Origin of the sequence: Streptomyces sp. ALI-76-A (assembly GCF_030287445.1) — a bacterium.
GTDB lineage: Bacteria > Actinomycetota > Actinomycetes > Streptomycetales > Streptomycetaceae > Streptomyces.
This window is the reverse complement of record NZ_JASVWB010000004.1, coordinates 1,454,898-1,475,500: the sequence shown is the minus strand read 5'-3', so window position 1 is coordinate 1,475,500 and position 20,603 is coordinate 1,454,898. Positions and strand designations below refer to the sequence as shown.

Here is a 20,603-nt window from a genome sequence, read left to right as displayed (position 1 = left end):
ATGGCGGCTTCATGCTCGTTGCTCGCCTGTGGCAGATGGAATTTTTCGTCCGGCCTTGCAGAAAAGGGTAGATCGGAATGGCTGTGAAGGAACTCCGTCCTCACCAGCGAGAAGCCGTGGAAGCGGTTCTCCGGGCACTCGAATTGCCTGCAAGATCCACTGTGCCGGAGCGGGGGCTGCGGACTCAGGTGATCATGGCGACCGGAACCGGGAAGACCCTCGTCGCCACCCGCAGCGCGGAGGAGCTCCGTGCGGGCCGGGTGCTGGTCCTCGTTCCTTCGCTGGACCTGCTCGCCCAGACCGAGGCCGCGTGGCGCGAGGGAGGCCGTACAGGCCCGATGATCGGCGTCTCGTCCCTGCGCGGTCAGGAGGTGTCCTTCCCCAACACCACAGACGCGGACGAGCTGGTGGAGTGGACTCGCCACCTGGACAAGGTCACCGTGTTCGCCACGTACGCCTCGCTCGGGCTCGGCACGCTGGAACGCGCGCACGCCGCCGGCCTTCCGGGGTGGTCGCTGATCGTCGTGGACGAGGCGCACAGGGTTTCGGGCAGGATCGGCCGGCCGTGGGCGGTCGTCCACGACAACACGCGCATCCCCGCCCTGCGCCGCCTCTACATGACCGCCACTCCCCGGCTGTGGCAGCTGGATGAGGACTCCGAGCAGGGCGCGCCGGGTGAACTGGTGGCGTCGATGGATGACGACCCCAGCTCACCGTTCGGCAGCAGGGCGTTCACGTTGACGCTCTCGGCGGCCATCGACAGGGGAATCTGTGCTCCCTACCAGGTGGTGTGCCTGGACATCACCGACACCCAGCTCCAAGCCGCACAACTCCTGGGCGAGGACGCCCGCTCCGAGCAGGTACGCGGGGCGCGGCTCGCCGCCCTCCAGACCGCCCTGGTGAAAGCCTCTGCGGAAGAGGGCTTCCGGCGCACCCTCGTCTTCCACCACATGGTGAAGGAGGCCGAAGCGTTCGCGGCCGGCCTCCCCCACGTCGCCAAGCGACTGCACGACGCCGACCCGGAGCTGTACCCGCGGATGGTCTGGGCCAACTGGCTGTGCGGCGACCACAAGCCCCTCCACCGGCGCCGCGTCCTCGACGAGTTCTCCAAGGGAATCGCTGCTGACGGCACCGTCGTGGAGAAGACGTTTCTTGGGTCCGTTCGCGTGCTCGGCGAAGGCATCGATACATCCCACTGTGACTCGGTGTACTTCGCCGACGTACGCGGCTCCATGCCCGACCTCGTACAAGCCGTCGGCCGGGCGCTGCGGATGCAGCCCGGCGAGGGCAAAACGGCGTCGCTGGTCGTACCGGTCCTGCTCGGGCCCGGAGAGACAGCCGACAACATGCTCACCAGCCGGGCGTACGGCGGCCTTGCGAAGCTGCTTGAAGCGCTCAGAGCGCACGACACCCGCATCGTCGAACAACTCGCCGAGCAACAGGCACAAAGCCGCGTCAGAGGCGTTCAAAGCCGCAGCGGAGAGGAAGGCGAGGGAACCGAGAGCGACCGAAGCGACCGACTGTCAGTGCCGGCCCGGGAGCTGCTGAAGTTCTCCACACCGCGCGACCCCGCACAGCTGGCAGCCTTCATCAACCTCCGCGTCCTCAACCCCGAACACCAGCACTGGCGACGCGGCATCGAAGCCGCCACCCTCTACCAACGGCTCCACGGCGACCTCAAAGTGCCCTTCACCTACCGCGTCCCCGGCAGCGGGAGCGAGGAGGCTAAAGCCGAAGGGTGGCCGGCCTCCCTCGCCGCCTTCCCGCTGGGGCAATGGATCGCCGACGCCCGACGCTTCTACACCCGCGGCGACATGGACGAAGACCGCATCAAGCAGCTGGAGAAGCTGGGCATGGTCTGGTCGCACTTCGACGTCGCGTGGGAGGAAGGACTCGCCGCCGCCCGCGGGTGGGCCTCCGAAGCAGGCCACCTCCTGGCGCCGCTGGACGCCACCTACCAGGGATACCGGGTGGGCATCTGGTTGAAGAACGCGCGGGCTGCCGCCCGAAAGGCTGCCGAGATCGAGCAGCGACGTGCCGAGGGGCTTGTGGTGGAGTCGGCAGCCGGGGCGCTGTCGGAGGAGCGGCGCGAGCAGCTGGAGGAGATCGACCCGTCGTGGTGCCCGGTCTGGCCCGTGGAGTGGCAGCGTGCCTTCCATTCGGTCCGGCTGCGCCTGGAGGCCGGCGGTGAGCTCCCAATGGAGCCGGGCGTGGTCGTGCACCAAGGCGAGGATCTGGGGCGGTGGGTGCGCTCGGTCCGGCTGGGCTGGGACAAGCTGACGACCGTGCAGCAATGGATGTGCGAGCACATCCTCGGCATCCAGCCCGCGGCCGAGGACGAGAAGCCAAAGCCGCGCCGCACCCAGGCCGACAAATGGGCCATGAACTACCAAGCCGCCAAGCAGTTCTACGAACGCGAAGGACACCTCCAGGTCCCGAGAAAGCACATCGAACGGATCGTCGGCGAGGACCAGGAGGAACGGGAGCACCGGCTCGGTGCATGGATCGGCAACCAGCGCAGCAGGGCCGCCACGCTCACCCCGGAGCGGATGGAACAGCTCTCCACAATCGGCATGCGCTGGGCATGATTCCGTCCTGGTTCAGCGGTGGTGCCGTGATCGCTCACCGAAGGTTTTCGTCACGGATCATCCTGCGGAGGCTGGTGCGGGCGGCGGTCAGGTCGTCTTCGAGGGCGGTGATGCGGGCGCGGCATGTGACGTTCTCTGCGGAGGCCTCCTGGAGCTGGCGGGTGAGGTCCTGATTCCGGGCGGTCAGTTCGTCTGCTCTGGTCGCTGCGTCAGCGGCGTGGATGGCATCGAGCTGATAGCCGAGTTGGTGACGCAGGGCTGCTTGGAGCCGGTCGCGCTCGTCGCGAAGGCCCTTGATTTCTTGCCGGGCGATTTCGAGTTCGGTGCGCAGGCTGAGCGCGGAGGGCGGGCTTGCCGTGGCAGCAGATGGTGGGGTGCTGTGGGCTTGGCGTAGTTGGGCTGCCTCGATGTGCTCGCGTACGCCGGAGGCGTAGGTGAGCCAGGTGGAGACTCGGGCGGCGCGGGCGACTGCGGCGAAGGTGAGCGGCTTTCCCTGTTTCTCGAGTGTGGCGAGGACGGTGAGGACACGGGCTCGCTTGTCGAGGCTGTGACGGCGTCTGGCTTCGGCGAGGGGGGCGGGGTTGCCGCGGGGGTTCATCGCGGGTCTTTCGGCCGGGCGGTGGTGAGGGGCAGGAGCGTGTGGTTGTCGCCTGCGCGTGCTTTTCGCAGCACAGTGCTGGCTTCTTCGATCTGTGCGCGTTCGGAAGCGGGGAGGGATCCCAGGTGTTTGTGCATGCGGTCGATGACTCGCTGGTAGGCGGTGATCTGTGCGGTCAGGGCGGTGGTGATGAACTCGGCTGCGCCAATGGTGAGTGCGGTTTCGCGGTCTGCTCGTAGTTCGTTGATGTGCTGTTCGATGGCGGGCAGGTAGGAGGGGTCGGGGCGGTAGAAGCCGCAGCCGGCGCACTGGAAGCGGATGGGGCAGGCCTGGCCTCCGGCTTTGACGTTTGACGGCTCGGTGCAGCCGCCGTAGGGAACGGCGACGGAGCGCATCTCGTAGGCAGTGCTCGAGCTGGGGCTGGGATGGCCGTGTTGGTCGAGGACATGTGCGCTGAGTTTGGCCACGGCTTCGCTTTTCCGCTTGAGGGAGACGGTGTACTAGCGCTGCGTCATGGCGATGGATTTGTGGTCCATCAGCTCGCGCAGCACATCGACGGGGGTGCCGGCGTCTGCGTGGCGCTGTGCGTAGGAGTGGCGGAAGGCGTATGGGTAGATCAGAGACCGGTCGAAGAGCAGGCGTTGTCCTCTTGAGTCGGTGCCCTCGGCGTGAAGCGGGGGCAGGGCGTCTGCCCAGAGCCTGAGGGCGTCGCTGAGGTAGTTGCTGGAGATGTGGGGGGCGTCGCTCAGGGGGGTGAGGGATGGAAAGAGGTATCGGTCTCCTTTGGCGGGGAGGTGCAGCTGGTCACGGCAGGCCTGCCAGGTTCGGATGGCGTCGGCAGTGGAGGTTGTGATCGGCAGACGCCGGCGGTGGCGTTTCCTCTTGTGGTTGTCCCAGATCAGGGTGGGCTGGCCATTGTGGGTTTCCAGGCAGTCACGGGCCAGGGAGACGATCTCGAGCGGGCGGCGCCCGGTGTCGCGCAGGACGGTGTACATCGTGCGGTACAGCAGCTGCCGGGCGTCTGGGGCGATGTCGCGGCAGCCGTAGGTGTTTCCGGTGCCCAGGGTGTCGAGGTGGGCGTCCAGTTGCCGGATGACGGACTCGGGGATGGCCTTGCCGATGAAGTCCTCATTGGGTTCTTCCACGGAGATGACGTGCTCGACGGGCACGCGGGTGAAGGTGCCGGCCAGGTCATCGAGGGTGCCGCAGCGACGGCCGTAGGCGATGAGCTGGAAGAACATCCCCAGCAGGCTGCGTCGGAAGGAGGAGGAGTAGGGGGTGCCGTCTCGTTTGCGTGCGGCACGGAAAGCGTCGACGGCCAAGGTGGCATCGGCGAACGTGAGGGCGGCGGGATCGTCGCCGGCGTCGGCACGCTGGGCGAGAGCCGTGGAGGCGATGGTCGTCGCGTGGAACGTGCGCTTGAAGTCTTCCGTGGTGGGTCGGGCGGTGGTCACCCAATGACGCAGCGCCTGGCGCAGCCAGGACTGGCGGACGGTGCGGAGATCGACGCGGCCGGGCAGATGCCGGCGCTTGCCGGAGGCGCTGTGGCGCAGCCCGAGGACACGCAGATCGATAACGTCCTGGTCGATGAGGGTGATCCCGGAGAACTCGCTGTATCCGGCGCGGGCGGCGGACTGCAGGTTCTCCAATGTGCGGATGGCAGACTGATGCGGCTTGGTGAGCCGGGCCGCGTTGGTGGCGTCCAGAAGGGTGTCGGCCGTGGTGAGGTGACTGATCACGCCGCGGATCCAGTGAGGCTCCAGGGCACGCACCCACTGGTCCATCTGCTGCACGGCGTACAGCGCTTCCCAGCGCAGCAGCTGGGGCAATGGGGCGAGGTGGAACTGGTGCGCCAGCAGATACAGCGGCTGCCCGGGCGCCCACTGGGCGACAGACATGGGAGCGGTACTGGAACGGCAGTCTGCCCTCCAGGCACGCCAGTGATAGTTGCACAGCCCGCAGGAATTCATGGATGTGCCGGCACAGTCGGTGACCATGCAGACGGGCACGTCAGTGAAGGGAATAGCGCGCTCACGGAGCCAGCGTTCGAACGTACCCCTTGCCTTGTGGTACTTGCGGGAGCTGCTGTGGGCAGCGCACAGGCCTCCCGACACCTGGGGCCGTACACACCGCGCGCCGTCACGGGTGAGCGTGCACGGGCCTACGACCGCCAGAGGCAGGGATTTGGAGCGCGCGGGAGTGAAGGTAGCGGCGAACTCTTCCCGCGGCAGGCCGCTCTTTCTGCGCTGGTCCGAGCAATAGGTACAGAACGTCTCCTGAGCACGCACGATCACGTCGCAGCGGCGGGTGCGGCACCGGGAGGACGAGGTGCGCGGGTTGTCAAGGTCTCCGGTGAACAGCCATCTGACGCTGTCCCACTCCCCCGGCCGCCACGCGGGATCGATGTGGGCACGCAACCACCTCTCCCACGACTTCTTCGTGGCCCTCGTCGGTGCGGGACGTGCGACGGCAGGCGCACCAGCCGTGCTCACTGGTCCTCCCGTCATGCCTGGGCCCGGTCGACAGCCGCCCGGGTCTCGGACTCATCGACGTGGCGGTAGCGGTCCATGGACAGCGGCGAGGCGTGACCCAGCAGCTTTTGCACCACGTCCCGGTCCACTCCCTCACGCAGCCAGTGGGTGGCCGCGGAGTGGCGCAGCATGTGCGGCCGCGCCGGATGCCCGGCGCGGCGGGCCAGACGGTCGAAGACGTTCTTGGCGTTCGGGTAGGTCATGGCACGGCCCAGCGGCGGGCGGAAGAGGTTCACGAACACCATGCCTGTCTCGGCCGCCGCGGCCACCGGGTTCCGTTCGTGCTGGTAGTCGGTGTAGAAGGCGACGTTGTCGGGGGTGACGGGAAGGCAGCGGGGGTGTCGGGACTTGGCCAGGGCCCCATTCGGGTTGTCGGTGCGGCGCCGCACATGAAGATGCGGGCCCTCCACCGGGCAGCCAAGGGAACGTGACGAGGCCAGGAAGTGCAGATCTTCCTGGCGCAGGCCCAGGGCCTCCCCGATCCGCAGGCCGGTCGCGGCGAGCAGCGCGATGAGGAAACGGTCACGCGCTCTGGGCGTATCCGCGATCATGCGGCGGATCTGCTGCGGGGACAGGTCCTCGTAGCCGGGTTCGCTGACCTGGAAACGAAAGGCCGATACCTGAACCTGACGCCACTGGCCACGCTCGCCGGCGTCGTAACCGGCCGGCAAGAACCGCAGGAACTTCGGCTCCGGCAGCAAGCCGGCCGTCTGCGCGGGGACCCAGCCGTGCAGTGCGCCGAAGCGCAAGAAGTCCGCAACCGCCGTCATCACCGCGTTCGCCGTGCCCTGCGAACGGTAGCGGGGCGCAGCCCTGGTCGGAGAGCGGCGGCCGCGGGCCGGCAGCGGCGAGGTCACCAGCCACTGCTGCAACCCGGACAGAGTCATGAAACCCGGACACGACCACTCGATACGGCGCTGGGCGGGTCTGTCAAACGAGCGGTGTAACTGGGGTTGTTGAGGGTTATTGACGGGCTGCGGAGAGGCGGCCGTCGAAGGTGATGTCGAAGGCGTTCAGTGCGGTCTTCCAGCGCATGGTCCAGCGAGCCTGGCCCTTTCCGGTGGGATCGAGCGACATGATCGCCATGTAGACGCACTTCAACGCGGCCTGCTCGTTGGGGAAGTGACCGCGGGCTTTGACCGCCCGACGGATCCTGGCGTTGACGGACTCGATGGCGTTGGTCGTGCAGACGATCCGGCGGATCTCGGTGTCGAAGCGGAGGAACGGGGTGAACTCTTCCCACGCGTTCTCCCAGAGCCGCACGATCGCCGGATACTTCCGGCCCCAGGCGCCGGCGAACTCCGCGAACCGCTCCAGGGCGGCCTCCTCGGTCGGCGCTGTGTAGACGGGCTTGAGGAGCTTGGCGATCTTGTCCCAGTCCTGGCGGGCGGCATAGCGGAAGGAGTTCCGCAGCAGGTGCACCACGCAGGTCTGCACGATCGTCTTTGACCAGACCGTCTCGACCGCCTCGGGCAGGCCCTTGAGCCCGTCGCAGACCAGCATCAGCACGTCGTTCACGCCGCGGTTCTTGATCTCGGTGAGGATGTGCATCCAGTGCTTGGCGCCCTCACCGCCGTCGCCGGCCCACAGCCCGAGGATCTCCCGCCGGCCCTCAACGGTGACGGCCAGGGCCACGTAGATGGGACGGTTGGCGACGGCGCCGTCGCGGATCTTCACGTGGATCGCGTCGATGAAGACCACCGGATAGACGGGGCGGTTTCCATCAGTAATTGCGAATCAGCTGGTCAGTGGCCCTATGAGCCATCCTCTCATGGCCTCAATGGGGGTCTTGTCACCGAGCACGAGACGCGGTCGGTTGTTCAGTTGCCGAGCTACTTCGCGGAGGTCGCGGGCGGTGTGAACGGACAGGTCACTGCCCTTGGGGAAGTACTGCCGCAGCAGTCCGTTGGTGTTCTCGTTCGTCCCGCGTTGCCAGGGCGAGTGCGGGTCGCAGAAGTAGATCCGGAAGCCGGTGAGCGCCTCGATTTGCTCGTGGAGAGTCAGCTCGCGGCCTTGATCCCAGGTGAGTGTCTTCCGCAGCTCGGGCGGTATGCCGGCGGTCTGGGTGATGAGTGCGTTGCGGACTTGGGGAGCCTTCCAGCCGTGGGGTAGGTGGATGAGCTGGACGTAGCGGGTCGTCCGTTCCACGAGGGTGCCGATCGCCGAGCCCTGGCCGCGTCCGATGATGAGATCCCCTTCCCAATGGCCAGGAGTCATACGGTTGTTGACTTCAGCGGGCCGTTGATGGATCAGTGTCATGTTCTTGATCTTGTTGGCGGTGGGGACGCCTCTGCGCTGTGGTTTGCGGCGGACGCGGCCGGTGCGAAGCTTGCCGGGCCTGCTGCCCAACTGGCCGGCGAAGAGGGCGCGGTAGATCGTCTCCGGGCAGGCCCGCATTGACCGATCCCTCGGGTAGGTGCGGGTGAGGAAGCGTGCGATCTGCTGTGGTGACCACTTCTCGGTCAGCTTCTCGCGGACGACCGTCCGAAGCGGCTCGCTCGCCTGGATCTTCTCCGTCTTGGGGCGCTGGCGCCGAAGCAGAGCCTGGTTGTGGGCCCACCAGGGCTGGTAGCGGCCATCGGGCTTGCCGCCTCGCGTGATCTCCCGGTAGACGGTCTGGAAGCTCTTGCCGATCGAGGCCGCGATCTCCTTGACCGGTAGCCGCGCCTGGAGGCCGTCGGCGATGGCGATGCGGTCATCCTGCGTCAGGAAGCGCGGGGATATCGGGCCAGGGTCCGGAACGATCACGCTGCCAGCATCGATGAACCACAGCGACCCGCAGCTGGTGGACACCCCGACCACGCGGGCTGCTGCTGCCCCTTAGCCCTCGCGCAGCAGCTCGAAGTACCGCTTCTTCATCGCACTCGGCAGCTTGTTGGGGGCAAACCTTGGCATGCGTACGTCCTTCTACTCAGAGCGTTCGCAACCACCAATGGAACTCAAGCGGCGTCGAGCGGCGGTTCTGCCACTCGGCCATGCCGTCCAGGACCTTGTCGGTGATCGTGGAGATCGTCTGGCGGGATACGTCGGCTCCATAGACTTCCGCCAGGTGAGCCTGGACCTCACCGGTCGTCAGGCCCTTCGCAGCGAGCGAGATGACCATCTCGTCAACGCCGGTCAGGCGTTTCTGCCGCTTCTTGACGATCCTCGGCTCGAAGCTGCCTTCCCGGTCGCGGGGAACGGCTATCTCGACCGGGCCGACGTCGGTGAGCACGGTCTTGGCACGGGTGCCGTTGCGTGAGTTGCCGCCGTTCTTCCCGGCCGGATCATGCTTGCCATAGCCGAGATGGTCGGTGATCTCGCCCTCGAGAGCGGACTCCAGAAGCCGCTTGGTCAGCTGCTGGAGCAGCCCGCCCTCGCCGGTCAGCTGAAGGCCCTCGGCCTGAGCCCGGCCCACCAGCTCGTCGATCAGCTGGTCGTCCACAGACTTCGCTGGCGCCGCTTCAGACGGCTCGACGGACTCGGCCTCAGGCATGTTGTTGCTGGTCATCGATGCATCTTCCATGATCGGGAGTTACACCGAACGATTTACAGTCCCGCGCACCACGATGCACACCGGTACGGCGGCCGGGAGTGAGCCTCCGCCAACTTGAAGTCGCTGGTCAAAGGGCTGGTGTGACGGGCTTTCGGGGTGCTTGTGCTGGTCGTGGGCAGCAGTCTGGGGAGTAGATCGTCTGCCAGCGGTGAAGTCGAGGTGCGTCAATGCGGCAGTGATCCGGCGCGGCTGGGCGAGGGACCTGAGGTTTCCTGTGACGGTCGCCGCTGCTGCCCCCGATCTTCAGCAGCTCGCTTCGGCGCAATCTGTGGGGTGTGTGTCGTAGACGCCATCACGCCGAACCCCGAGGGTGGAGGCGTGAAGGAGCGCAGCATTGCTTTCGTGATCTACGAGGGGTTTCAGCCTCTCGACCTTGTCGGCCCGCACGAGGTGTTCCAGCATGCCGGGCAGCTGGCCGGAGGTTATCGCCGCCTGGTAGTGGCGCCTCGTTCCGGGCCGGTACCGGCGGCGAGTGGGCTTCCTGTCCACGCCGGGTACGGGGTGCATGAGGTGGATCCCGAGGGTGTCGACACTCTGGTTGTGGCCGGTGGCAAGGGAGTCGACCAAGCGCGCCTCGATGAGGAGCTGACTGGGTGGATCCGAGACGTCGGGGCGAGTGCCCGCCGCGTCACCTCGGTGTGCAGCGGGGTGTTCCTGCTGGCTGCCGCCGGACTCCTCGACGGGCGCAGGGTCACCACCCACTGGGCCCGCGAGGCGCAACTTATCCGCGAACATCCGGGTGTTGAGGTCGACTGCGAGCCCATTTTCATCCGGGACGGGCATGTGTGGACGTCGGCCGGTGTCACCGCCGGGATGGATCTCGCCCTCGCGCTCGTCGAGGACGATCTGGGGCGGGGCGTCGCCCATGCCGTCGCCCGCGAGATGGTCATGTTCCTGCGCAGGCCCGGCGGTCAGTCCCAGTTCAGCGTGGCACTGTGGTCGAAAGAGCCCGCGACCGACCCGATCCGTGCCGCGGTGTCGGCCATACACGCCGACCCCAGCGCCCGGCACGGAATCGCCGACCTGGCGCAGAGCGCGCGGCTGAGCCCGCGTCATCTGCAGCGCCGGTTCACCGCCGAACTGGGCACGCCGCCCGCCTCGTACGTGGAGCGTGTACGTGTCGAGGCCGCCCAGCGCGCGCTCGCCGAGGGCGACGACCCGGTCGAGGCCATTGCGCGGCACTGCGGGTTCGGCACCGCCGAGACGCTGCGCCGCTCCTTCCACCGTCACTTGGGCATCGCGCCCTCCGATTACCGGGCGCGGTTCCGGTCCACCACCACCGCCCATGCGGAACTGCAACAGGAGCATTCGTGACCACCTACGGGCTGCTGATCTTCAACGATGCCGAGGAGCTGGACTTCGTCGGCCCCTGGGAGGTGTTCACCGTGTCCTCGATGCTGCGCGGCGGTGTGGACACCGCCGTCCTGATCTCCGAAAAGTCCGTGCCCGTGCGCTGCAGCAAGGGCATGCGCGTCCTGCCCGACCACGCATTCGGCGATCACCCGCCCCTCGATGTGCTGCTGGTCCCAGGTGGACGCGGGGCTCGCGAGACAGAGCCGCACAACCCTGTCCTCACCGACTGGATCGCCAAGACCGCGGCACAGGTCTCCTGGGTCAGCAGCGTGTGCACCGGCGCGGTGCTCATGCACGCCGCCGGGCCCGCGCGCGGGCGACGCGTCGCCACCCACTGGAGCTACGAAGAGGCGCTCGAGGCGCACGGTGACGTCACCGTCGTCCGCGACGCCCGTTACGTCGTGGACGGCAACCTGATCACCAGCCAGGGCGTGTCCGCCGGAATTGACAGCGCCCTGTGGCTGGTGGGCCGATTGCACGGGCGCGAGCACGCCCGCGCGGTGCGCCGGCACATCCAGTACGAGCCCGCGCCGCCCTACCTCGCCGACGAGCCCATCGTCGGCTGACCGGTCTTGGCCAGTCGTGCTCGGCGCCATCGGCCGACCGCGCCGAGCACTACGCCCACGGCGAGGGACGCGGCGATCGCCGGGGAAGATCGCGGTGATCGTCCTGGCCGTGTTGTGTCACGACCAGCGCTTGGCCGACATGGCCGGCGGCAACGACGTGTCCGAGTCCACCGTCCGCCGCTGGCGCGACGAGCTGATCGGACTGCTCGCCGCCCAGGCGCCGTGCCTGAACCGTGCCCTGAGGCAGGTCGCCAGGCAGGGCGGGGAGGTGGTCCTGATCGACGGCACCCTCATCCGCACCAGACGCCAAACCGGGAGGCCGACCGGCGGAACTATTCCGGGAAGCACCGCAGCCATGGCCTGCACTTCCTCGCCCTGACCGACGAGAACGGTCGCCTGATCTGGATATCCGCCGCCCGACCCGGCCGCACCCACGACAACACCGCCGCCCGCCACGACCGCATCCTGGCCCACCTCCGCGCCGCTGGCCTCGGGGCGCTGGCCGACCTCGGCTTCCGCGGCCTGGACAACGACATCCGCGACCCCGTGATCGTCGCCGGCTACGCCGCCAGGCGATACACCGAACGATTCCGGCAGATACCGCCACGCACACCCACTCCTCAGTATGTACGCCATAGCCGTGAACACCGCCCGCTCGTTCACGCGGAGCGGTCCCGCCACCTTGCGGTCGAGCCGCGAACGACGGCAGTAGCGGGGCGACCAGCTCCCAGAGCTCATCAACCAGACGCTTCGACAGATCAGCCCTCACGGCCGCCATCATGCCGCTCGGACCTCAAGTCACGTGGCGCAGACCTCTATGCTCTGGCCGAGGCGGCCGATCTGGCGGCCTGCTCGATCTTCGCGTAGTAGGCGGCGCGGGCTTCCTCATCGATCTGCATCTCATGTTCGGGGCGCATCCCGGTTCGGCCGTCTACGCCTTCGCGAAGGATGTCGGCGTGCCCGGCATGCCGGTTGGTCTCGCCGAGGACGTGGACCATGACGGCGAACAGGTTCGTGTTGGAATGGGGATCCGGCCACCAGGGCACGTGGCCGGGGGCATCGAGGAGAAGCTCGTTGATCGTCGCGTCCGAGTGTTCCCACGTGCGCCGGTAGAACTCGATGATCTGATCGCGGGTCTCGCCCTCAGTCGCCCACAGATCGCTGCCGTCGTGGTCTTGCCACCGGGGCAGCGGTTCCGGGAAAGGGCGGTCGAAGACCTCGCCAAAGTACCTGGCCTCGACGCTGGCCACGTGTTTGACCAGGCCAAGGAGGTTGCTCCCGGTCACTGTCAACGGTCGGCGGGCGTCGTATTCGGACAAGCCGCCGAGCTTCCAGAGCAGCGCTTCGCGGTCCCGCCGCAGTCTCCCGTGCAGGTTGTCCTTCGCGAATTCACCGATCATGCGGCATGAGCCTGCCATGGGCTACTCGCGGCCTCAAGATCCCGTGCGTGGACTGCAACGATCGGAAGAGCCGAAGTCTGGCCATGGCCAGTGCCCTGAGCTGCAAGAAGCCGAGGAACTTGCCACGTGAGACAACGTCTTAAGGTCGGGCGGGCGTCAGCTCAGTTATCAAGTCCATGGCGTCATCGAGAAGATGAGTCTCGCTTTCGCTCATTGAAGGGTCGGCCGCACGTCTCGTCCTGGCTTCCGTAAGGCATCCGGAGTCGGTGTTGCCCATGGCCATCGTGGGGCCGAGGCATGTGAGCAGTGAAGCGAGTACTGCCCGGACCGGCGCTGCCATGGCCGTGTTGCCGGCGGCGACCTGCGCCAGGATCAGGGCCGACATTCCCCAGTCCAGCCCAGGTGGCCCTTCCTCGGTATTGCACCAGTCGATCACCACGGGCCCTCCCGAGGTGATCATCACATTGTCTGGGTGCAGGTCGAGGTGGAGAATCCGGTTGGCGGGATCGACGGAGACCCGTGCGGGAACCGAATGCAAGCGGTGCAGCAGGTCGGCGAGTCTCGCTCCTGCTTCCTCGGCCGTGATTGTGCCCTGCAGCAGTGCCTGAAGCATGGATGGGCCGTGCAGCCGCTGCATCACCAGGTCGGTCCGCGGCTCCGTGCGGTGTCCGGCGCCGGCCGGGCCCCGGAGACGGGGCACCGGATACCCGTGCTCCGCGAGGTAGGCCATCACGGCTGCTCCGGCGGTGACGTCGCCGCCGTCGCGGTATCGGCGAAGGACCCAGTGATCATCGATGGCGAACACGTCCGCGCTGCGGCCGGAGCCGAGTAACTCACCCGTCTGCATGTAGGGACCCTATCCGTCGGCGGGAACGCCTTCTTTCCCGTGCGCCGTGGCATGCTGCCTTTCCGGTGGTGGGCAGGGCGGGTGTAGGCCTCGCCGGTGGCGAGGACGCGTCCGACGTCGTGGCGTGCTGCCCTGCCGGGCGGCGGTTTGTCGATCCGGGCGGGCGTCCGGGACCGGGTGTATGTTGGGCCGAAGGCATCCTCCCGCATGGGTGGACCCTGTCGAGTACTGCCATGGCTTCGAGTGCGAACGCCTTGCGGGCCGCGCGCACCGATGCCGCCCTGGCTTCCAGTCCTCTTCTGGCTGGCCCGCCAGGCCACCGGCCGCCCCAACGTCATCGTCTGCCACGGCGGCTTCCACGGCCGTACGGTGGCCGCCGCCTCCATGACGACGTCCGGCACCCGCTTCCCGTCCGGCTTCTCCCCGCTGATGAGCGGCGTGGTCCCCTCTTCTTGAGTTGCCTGTCGAGTCGGGTGCTGAAGTACGCGGGTGCCATTCCGGACACTTCGCCTGGACGCCAGGACGAACTCGGGCGGACCGGGGAGTCGTGGTTGCCGTGTGGACTCCCCAGTTCAGGCGACGTGTTCGTCTTGCTGCGGTCGGGGCGCCAGCCCCGGGGGACAGTCACACTGAAGCACGCCTGGCCGTGCGACGCGCCCCGATCCGTAGCATCAATGTATCAACTACAGTCTCACTAGCAACAGAACTGAATCAACTAACAAAGAACCGGTATCGTTCACGTATCCTCTACAAGGAGACAAGAGTCGAACGACCGGGCAGGAGACAGACATGGGCCGACCACTGCGGGCAGACGCCGAGCGCAGTGTCCGCGCGATTCTTGAGGCGGCCGAACGGGTACTGGCCGAGGACGCCGGCGCCTCCATGGAGCAGATCGCCGAAGCAGCGGGGCTGACCAGGATCACGGTGCACCGCCGGTTCGCGAACCGGCAGGCGCTCCTGGAGGCGCTCGCCGTCTCCGCGAAGCAGCAGCTCCTCGACGCGATCGGGGAGGCCCGGCCCGACTCCGCTCCCGCGCTGGTGGCCCTGTACCGGGTGACCGCGAACGTCCTGCGGGTCAAGAGCACTTGGCGCTTCACTCTCAGCCACGCCACGCCCCACACCAGCGCCGCAGCCGCCCTCTGGAAAGAGATCGACGCCTACACCGTCAAACTCCTGACCCGAGCCCGGAACGAGGGACTCCTCGCCTCGGACGCGGACCTGGACTGGACGCGGCAGGTGTACTACGCTCTCCTGTCCGAAGCCATCAACAGGCCCGGCGCGGACCAGGACCCGGCCGCCCAGGATTCGGATGCGCTGGCCACACTCGTCATCGACACACTCCTGCACGGCGCGGGACCACACGACTGAGCCCCAACGATGGTGAGACCACATCTGGCCTGACCGCCCGGTGACCCCGCTGGGCCGTTAGCCCGTGTCAGCATCAGCGACCGAGCCGTCCGGTCGAGACGAACCTGGTGGGCGGGCACCACTGCGGCCGTGCAGCGCGCCAAGCCGCTTCGGCCTGCGGCCGGGTCGATGCCGATCCGGCAGGCGGCGGCGTCGGTTCCGCTGGCGTGGACGCGGAACCCGCCGTGTCCCGGCTATCCGCAGGGATGCTCCGGTGTTCCGGGCGTGTTCAGGGTGCGAAGGGACTGAACCATTTGCGCTCCCTGGGCCGGGTCGTCGTTGACGTACTTGGTTATGCTGATCTCGGTCGGCGCGGTGCCGTGCTCCACCCAGCGCATCAACGGGTCAAGCCCTGCCGAACGCGTTCGGCCCGTGGCCGGCGCCGCAATGGGCCATCCCAGGAAGCCTGAATAGTCGGGCGAATTCCTCCGTCTACCGGACACCGCCGACGCTGCCAGCCGGCCTGGTCGAGGTGGCCCGGATCACCTGGCGGCCGCAGTCGACGGTTGTCGTAAGAGGACACGACGAGGTCGACCCAACCCCCGTACATCAGCGGCTTCCCGCCACTGCTTCGGAACGGACGCAGATCCGGGTCGGTTGCGTCGACGAAGGGGCCGAACTTGTGCTTCGCGTACTGGCAGTCGAAGCTCCACCAGTTCCAGTCCGGAAATAGCGCCGGCATGGGGGCGCGCGGTGAGTACCCGCCGCCCAGGCAACCACCCGCGGTCCCCACGTGCGCCGCCGTACGGGCCCCGCTCTTCGGGGGGTCTGCCAGTACCCCTTACAAGGCCCCGGCGGGCACAACGCCGTCCTACGGTGGTCCCATGGACCGCAGCAGCGAGATCCGTGAGTTCCTGCGCACCCGCCGGGCCCGGATCACCCCCGAGCAGGCCGGCCTCGCCCCACACCCGGGGCCCCGCCGCGTGCCGGGGCTGCGCCGCGAGGAAGTCGCCCAGCTCGCCGGAGTCAGCGTCGACTACTACGTCCGTCTCGAACGCGGCCGCACCCAGGGCGTCTCCGAAACCGTCCTGGACGCCGTCGCCCGCGCCCTGCACCTCGACGACACCGAACGCGCCCATCTCTTCACCCTCGCCCAGCCCAAGCCCACCGCCCGGACCCGCCGCAAGCGCCCCCTCGCCCCCCAAAGGGTCCACCCGGTCCTGTACCGCGCCCTGGACTCACTCAGCGTCCCTGCGGTGATCGAGGGGCGACGCCTGGACGTCCTGGCCGCCAACAAGCTCGCCTGCGCTCTCTACACGGACTTCGAAGCCCGGCCCCACCGCGAGCGCAACTTCGCCCGCTACGTCTTCCTCGACGAGGCCGCCTTCAGGCTGTATGCCGACTGGGACCAGGTGGCCGAGACGTGCGTGGCCAGGCTCCGCCTGTACGCCGGCCGTCACCCCGATGACGCGCAACTCACCGAGTTGATCGGCGAGTTGTCCCTGCACAGCGACACCTTCCGCAGCATGTGGGCCGATCACAACGTCCGCGCCCACACCACCGGCATCAAACGCCTGCACCACCCGCTCGTCGGCGATCTCACCCTCGAATTCGCAGTCCTGGCCGTCGAGGGCGACCCCGAACAATCCCTCGTCATCTACACCCCCGAAACCGCCTCTCCCTCCGCCGAGGCCCTCAACATCCTCACCAGCTGGACCACCACGCACACCACCAGCCCTCACACCACCGGACAGACACACAACCCCGCCGGCTGACACCCGCGACGCAAGCGCCGGATCGCATCCGGAGCAGAGCGGCAACGACGGTCGCGCCCCCGATGGGTGCAGCTGACCTGCCGACGCATGCCCTCATGCGCAGACGCAGCATCCGTCATCGCCGGGCGACGGGCAGACCAGCCGGTTGCCACGCCTTGGAGACGACGCCAGTCCTCCTGCAAGTGCGCCGATGAGCAAGGCCGTTGACCTTCCACCGAGTAGAAAGCGTACGCATGTCTACTGAAGTCACTGATTCAGCTGTTCCTCCGCCGGCCACGCCCCCGTCGGAACCGTCCCGACGCACGTTTGTCGCCACGACCGCCGCTGTCGGTGGTGCTGTGGTGGCGGGGGGTCTGGCGGGACCACTCGGCCTGGGCGCCGAGGAGGCGGTCGCCGCTGACGGACCACCCAGCGGCCGTGTCTCCCTGACCGTCAACGGGAAGCGGCACACCGTCACGGTCGACAACCGGACCTCGCTGCTGGATCTGCTGCGTGAGCATCTGGAGCTGACCGGCAGCAAGAAGGGCTGCAACGCAGGTGCGTGCGGGGCCTGTACGGTCCTGGTCGACGGACGGCGGGTCAACTCCTGCCTGACGCTGGCGATACGGCTGGAGGGCGCCGAGGTCACCACCATCGAGGGCCTGGCCGACGGCGACGAACTGCACCCGCTGCAGCAGGCGTTCATCGAACAGGACGCCTTCCAGTGCGGCTACTGCACCCCCGGCCAGATCATGTCCGGCGTCGGCTGCATCCAGGAGGGCCACACCGGCTCCAAGGACGAGATCCGGGAGTGGATGAGCGGCAACATCTGCCGCTGCGGCTGCTACGTCAAGATCGTGCGCGCGGTCGAGCAGACCGCGCACGGGAAGTGAGTGCCGTGTACCCCTTCTCCTACACCACGGCGGACAACACCCGCGAGGCCCTGGACGCGGGCCGACGCGGCGGACGGTACATCGCCGGCGGCACCACCCTGGTCGACCTGATGCGCGAGACCGTCGAACGCCCCAGAACCCTGGTCGACATCAGCGCCCTGCCCCTTCGGGAGGTGACCGTCACCGAGCGCGGCGGCCTGCGCATCGGCGCCCTGGTGCAGATGGCCGAGGCCGCCGCCCATCCCAAGGTGCGCACCCTCTACCCCGTGATCTCGCAGGCGCTGGAGCTGAGCGCTTCGGCCCAGTTGCGGAACATGGCCTCCATCGGCGGGAACATCATGCAGCGCACCCGGTGCACGTACTTCCGTGACGTCACCGCGAACTGCAACAAGGGCGAGCCCGGTTCGGGGTGTGCGGCGCTGGAAGGGTTCAACCGCACCCACGCGATCCTGGGCACGTCAGAGGACTGCGTGGCCACCCACCCCTCGGACGTGGCCGTCGCCTTCGCCGCGCTGGAGGCGACCGTCCACCTGCTCGGCCCGGCCGGGGAACGCAGCGTCCCCTTCGCCGACTTCCTGCTCCGGCCCGGCAGCACACCCAACCGCGAACAGGCCCTCCGCCCCGGTGAGTTGATCACCGCCGTGGAGATCCCGGCCCACCCCCGTCCCCTCAAGTCCGGCTACCTGAAGGTCCGCGACCGGCAGTCGTACGAGTTCGCCCTGACGTCCGCGGCCGTCGCCCTGCACGTACGCGGCGGGCGGATCCAGGAGGCGATGGTCGCCGCCGGAGGCGTCGGCACCGTGCCGTGGAAGCTGCCCGCCGTCGAGCGTCACCTCATCGGCGAGCGGCCGTCCGCGAACCTGTGGGCCGCGGCGGCCGAACAGGCAGCCGACGGGGCCCGCCCCCTGGAGCACAACCGCTTCAAGGTCGAGTTGCTGAAACGGACCGTCGAACGCCAGCTGCGCGTCGTAGGAGGTACCAAGTGAGCCCCCAGCCGCAGGCAGCAGTCGGCGCGCCGCTCTCCCGTGTGGACGGCCGGCTGAAGGTGACCGGGAAGGCGACGTACGCCGCCGAGCACGACATCAAGGGCGTGGTCCATGCCGTCGTCGTCGACAGCACCGTCGCCCGCGGCCGGATCACCGGCATCGACACCCGCGCCGCCCTCGCCCAGCCCGGCGTCCTGAAGGTGATCAGCCACCTCAACGCGCCCAAGCTGGCCTACCGCGACAACCCCGCCTCGATCGACCCGCTGGAGGGCGATCGACTGCACGTCTTCCAGGACGACCAAGTCCTCTTCCACGGGCAGCCGGTCGCCGTCGTCGTCGCCACCGAGCTGGAGACGGCGCAGCACGCGGCGAGCCTGGTGAAGGTCTCCTACGACGCCCGGCAGCCGTCGACCGACATGGCCGACCCGGCCGACCGCCCGGACTGGAAGCCCATCACCTACGCGCGCGGTGACGCGGACAAGGCGCTCGACTCCGCCGCCGTACAGCTGGATGTTACGTACCATCTGGGCCGCAACCACCACAACCCGATGGAGCCGCACGCCACCATCGCCCGCTGGGACGGCAACAAGCTGACCCTGTGGGACAAGACCCAGTGGGTGCCCGGCACGCAGGTCGAGCTGGCCGCCGTGTTCGGTATCGCGCAGGAGTCGATCCGGGTCATCTCGCCGTTCGTCGGCGGCGGGTTCGGCGGCGCGATCCGCTCCTGGCCACACGTCACGATCGCGGCCGTCGCGGCCCGTGAGACGGGCCGCCCGGTCAAACTCGTGCTCTCGCGCAAGCAGCTCTACTTCGGGGTCGGTTACCGGCCCACGTACGAGTTCCGGCTGGGCCTGGGCAGTGACCGGCGCGGGCGCCTGACCGCCATGGTCAACGACGTCACGGCCGAGACCTCGACATACGAGAACTTCGTGGAAGAGGGCGTCCTGGCTCCCGGCAACATGTTCTACAGCACCCCCAACGTCCGCCAGGAATACCGGACGGTGTCGCTCGACGTGAACACGCCGTGCTGGATGCGCGGGCCCGGCTACGCCACCGGCTCCTTCGCCGTCGAGTCGGCGATGGACGAACTCGCCCACGAACTCGGCATCGACCCGATCGAGCTGCGCAGGCGCAACGAGCCGGCCGAGGACGAGTCGAACGGACTGCCGTTCTCCACCCGGCGGCTGCGCGAGTGCTACACCACCGGCGCCCGCGAGTTCGGCTGGGACCGCCGCAACCCCAGGCCCCGCTCGACCCGCGACGGCGACTGGCTGATCGGCACCGGCATGGCCGCCGGCGTCTACCACCACCTCTACTGGGCGGCCCAGGCGTCGGTCCGGCTCAACGCCGACGGCACGGCCCTGGTCGAAGCCGCGACCAGCGACATGGGCCCGGGCACCTACACCTCCCAGAGCCAGCTCGCCGCCGACGCGCTCGGTCTGACCATGCGCAACGTGATCTTCCGGCTCGGCGACTCCCGTATGCCGGTGACCCCGCCGCACGGCGGCTCCATGACCATGGCCAACGTCGGCTCCGCCGTCCAGGACGGCTGCGACAAGCTGCGCAAGCAGGCGATCGAACTCGCCGTCGAGGACGAGGACTCGCCGCTGTACGGCGCCGACGCCGACACCGTCGTCGTACGCGGCGGCCGGCTGCACGTGAAGGACAACCCCGCGCGCGGGGAGACCTACCAGCGGCTGCTGGCCCGCAACAACCGCACCCACCTCGAGGTGCTCGGCTCCTACACCCCCGAAGAGTCCCACCGGGCCTCGGTGCACTCCTACGGCGCGGTGTTCACCGAGGTCGCCGTCGACGCCCGCCTCGGCCTTGTCCGGGTGCGGCGGATGCTCGGCGTGTACGACGTGGGCCGCGTCATCAGCCCCAAGCTCGCCACCAGCCAGGCCCTGGGCGGCATGGTCGGCGGCATCGGGCAGGCCCTGCTTGAGCACATGGTCATGGACCAGCGCGACGGCCGGATCGTGAACGCCGACCTCGCCAACTACCTCGTCCCCGTCAACGCCGACATCCCCGACCTCAAGGCCATCTACCTCGACGGGGAGGACCACGAGGCCGACCCCATCGGCGTCAAGGGCATCGGCGAAGTCGTCCAGCTCGGGGTGGCCGCCGCCCTCACCAACGCGGTCTTCCACGCCACCGGACGCCGCATCCGCGACCTGCCCATCACGGCCGAAGCCCTGCTCTGAG

Annotated in this window: 15 protein-coding genes and 4 pseudogenes; 10 read left to right on the top strand and 9 right to left on the bottom strand. The window is 68.2% G+C overall.

The features are described 5' to 3' along the window. The first annotated feature begins 77 nt into the window (after positions 1-77). Positions 78-2,588 carry a DEAD/DEAH box helicase gene (locus QQS16_RS43020; RefSeq protein WP_286059488.1) on the top strand — a complete coding sequence of 837 codons (2,511 nt, stop codon included), beginning with the start codon at positions 78-80 and terminating at the stop codon, positions 2,586-2,588. 34 nt (positions 2,589-2,622) lie between these two features. Here QQS16_RS43020 and QQS16_RS43015 read toward each other — a convergent pair whose 3' ends face one another. The 7 genes and pseudogenes from QQS16_RS43015 to QQS16_RS42985 all read right to left on the bottom strand — a co-directional run. Beyond that, positions 2,623-3,186 carry a hypothetical protein gene (locus QQS16_RS43015; RefSeq protein WP_286059489.1) on the bottom strand — a complete coding sequence of 188 codons (564 nt, stop codon included), beginning with the start codon at positions 3,184-3,186 and terminating at the stop codon, positions 2,623-2,625. Then, on the bottom strand, positions 3,183-3,653 hold the full coding sequence (locus tag QQS16_RS43010) for a hypothetical protein (RefSeq protein WP_286059490.1): 471 nt from the start codon (positions 3,651-3,653) through the stop codon (positions 3,183-3,185). Before QQS16_RS43010 ends, QQS16_RS43015 begins: the two co-directional genes overlap by 4 nt. A 33-nt stretch (positions 3,654-3,686) precedes the next feature. Then, the gene (locus tag QQS16_RS43005) at positions 3,687-5,084 is read right to left on the bottom strand and encodes a tyrosine-type recombinase/integrase (RefSeq protein WP_286059491.1); all 1,398 of its coding nucleotides are present in this window, start codon (positions 5,082-5,084) and stop codon (positions 3,687-3,689) included. A gap of 605 nt (positions 5,085-5,689) precedes the next feature. Next, positions 5,690-6,604 (bottom strand): tyrosine-type recombinase/integrase, encoded by a 915-nt coding sequence (locus QQS16_RS43000; RefSeq protein ID WP_286059492.1) that lies wholly within the window; start codon positions 6,602-6,604, stop codon positions 5,690-5,692. Between the two features lie 76 nt (positions 6,605-6,680). Then, positions 6,681-7,436, bottom strand: a pseudogene (locus QQS16_RS42995) (IS256 family transposase); the annotation flags it as partial. Between the two features lie 18 nt (positions 7,437-7,454). Next, a pseudogene (locus QQS16_RS42990) lies at positions 7,455-8,612 on the bottom strand (IS30 family transposase). Positions 8,613-8,673: 61 nt separating this feature from the next. After that, positions 8,674-9,192, bottom strand: a pseudogene (locus QQS16_RS42985) (transposase); the annotation flags it as partial. Between the two features lie 378 nt (positions 9,193-9,570). Between QQS16_RS42985 and QQS16_RS42980 the strand changes: the two are divergent. The 3 genes from QQS16_RS42980 to QQS16_RS42970 all read left to right on the top strand — a co-directional run bounded on the left by QQS16_RS42980 (position 9,571) and on the right by QQS16_RS42970 (position 12,038). After that, positions 9,571-10,566, top strand: coding sequence for a GlxA family transcriptional regulator (locus QQS16_RS42980; RefSeq protein WP_286068091.1), 996 nt, complete (start codon positions 9,571-9,573; stop codon positions 10,564-10,566). Continuing rightward, positions 10,563-11,171 carry a DJ-1/PfpI family protein gene (locus QQS16_RS42975; protein ID WP_286068090.1) on the top strand — a complete coding sequence of 203 codons (609 nt, stop codon included), beginning with the start codon at positions 10,563-10,565 and terminating at the stop codon, positions 11,169-11,171. The genes QQS16_RS42980 and QQS16_RS42975 overlap by 4 nt, the downstream gene beginning before the upstream one ends. Before the next feature lie 114 nt (positions 11,172-11,285). Next, the gene (locus tag QQS16_RS42970) at positions 11,286-12,038 is read left to right on the top strand and encodes a transposase family protein (protein ID WP_353479761.1); all 753 of its coding nucleotides are present in this window, start codon (positions 11,286-11,288) and stop codon (positions 12,036-12,038) included. Here QQS16_RS42970 and QQS16_RS42965 read toward each other — a convergent pair. Further along, positions 11,987-12,571, bottom strand: a complete 585-nt coding sequence (locus tag QQS16_RS42965; RefSeq protein WP_286068088.1) for a DinB family protein — start codon at positions 12,569-12,571, stop codon at positions 11,987-11,989. The two genes, QQS16_RS42970 and QQS16_RS42965, sit on opposite strands and share 52 nt — an antisense overlap. A gap of 139 nt (positions 12,572-12,710) precedes the next feature. Continuing rightward, positions 12,711-13,418 (bottom strand): phosphotransferase, encoded by a 708-nt coding sequence (locus tag QQS16_RS42960; RefSeq protein ID WP_286068087.1) that lies wholly within the window; start codon positions 13,416-13,418, stop codon positions 12,711-12,713. 303 nt (positions 13,419-13,721) lie between these two features. Here QQS16_RS42960 and QQS16_RS42955 point away from each other — a divergent pair. The 6 genes and pseudogenes from QQS16_RS42955 to QQS16_RS42930 form a co-directional block, all read left to right on the top strand. Further along, positions 13,722-13,862: pseudogene (locus tag QQS16_RS42955) on the top strand (aspartate aminotransferase family protein); the annotation flags it as partial. A 345-nt stretch (positions 13,863-14,207) separates the two neighbouring features. Continuing rightward, a complete protein-coding gene (locus tag QQS16_RS42950; RefSeq protein WP_286068086.1) occupies positions 14,208-14,786 on the top strand; it encodes a TetR/AcrR family transcriptional regulator in 579 nt (192 codons plus the stop codon). Positions 14,787-15,649: 863 nt separating this feature from the next. Beyond that, complete coding sequence (locus QQS16_RS42945; protein ID WP_286068085.1) at positions 15,650-16,540, top strand: helix-turn-helix transcriptional regulator; 891 nt, start codon at positions 15,650-15,652, stop codon at positions 16,538-16,540. A gap of 233 nt (positions 16,541-16,773) precedes the next feature. Continuing rightward, a complete protein-coding gene (locus QQS16_RS42940) occupies positions 16,774-17,412 on the top strand; it encodes a (2Fe-2S)-binding protein (RefSeq protein WP_286068083.1) in 639 nt (212 codons plus the stop codon). 5 nt (positions 17,413-17,417) lie between these two features. After that, positions 17,418-18,398, top strand: coding sequence for an FAD binding domain-containing protein (locus QQS16_RS42935; RefSeq protein WP_286068081.1), 981 nt, complete (start codon positions 17,418-17,420; stop codon positions 18,396-18,398). Continuing rightward, positions 18,395-20,602 carry a xanthine dehydrogenase family protein molybdopterin-binding subunit gene (locus QQS16_RS42930; RefSeq protein ID WP_286068080.1) on the top strand — a complete coding sequence of 736 codons (2,208 nt, stop codon included), beginning with the start codon at positions 18,395-18,397 and terminating at the stop codon, positions 20,600-20,602. The genes QQS16_RS42935 and QQS16_RS42930 overlap by 4 nt, the downstream gene beginning before the upstream one ends. The last annotated feature ends 1 nt before the right edge of the window (position 20,603 follow it).

Coding starts and splice junctions, on each gene's coding strand:
- QQS16_RS43000 (WP_286059492.1), bottom strand. CDS start 6,604: ATGACTCTGTCCGGGTTGCAGCAGTGGCTGGTGACCTCGCCGCTGCCG.
- QQS16_RS42950 (WP_286068086.1), top strand. CDS start 14,208: ATGGGCCGACCACTGCGGGCAGACGCCGAGCGCAGTGTCCGCGCGATT.
- QQS16_RS42960 (WP_286068087.1), bottom strand. CDS start 13,418: ATGCAGACGGGTGAGTTACTCGGCTCCGGCCGCAGCGCGGACGTGTTC.
- QQS16_RS42940 (WP_286068083.1), top strand. CDS start 16,774: ATGTCTACTGAAGTCACTGATTCAGCTGTTCCTCCGCCGGCCACGCCC.
- QQS16_RS43015 (WP_286059489.1), bottom strand. CDS start 3,186: ATGAACCCCCGCGGCAACCCCGCCCCCCTCGCCGAAGCCAGACGCCGT.
- QQS16_RS42965 (WP_286068088.1), bottom strand. CDS start 12,571: ATGATCGGTGAATTCGCGAAGGACAACCTGCACGGGAGACTGCGGCGG.
- QQS16_RS43005 (WP_286059491.1), bottom strand. CDS start 5,084: ATGTCTGTCGCCCAGTGGGCGCCCGGGCAGCCGCTGTATCTGCTGGCG.
- QQS16_RS42945 (WP_286068085.1), top strand. CDS start 15,650: ATGGACCGCAGCAGCGAGATCCGTGAGTTCCTGCGCACCCGCCGGGCC.
- QQS16_RS43020 (WP_286059488.1), top strand. CDS start 78: ATGGCTGTGAAGGAACTCCGTCCTCACCAGCGAGAAGCCGTGGAAGCG.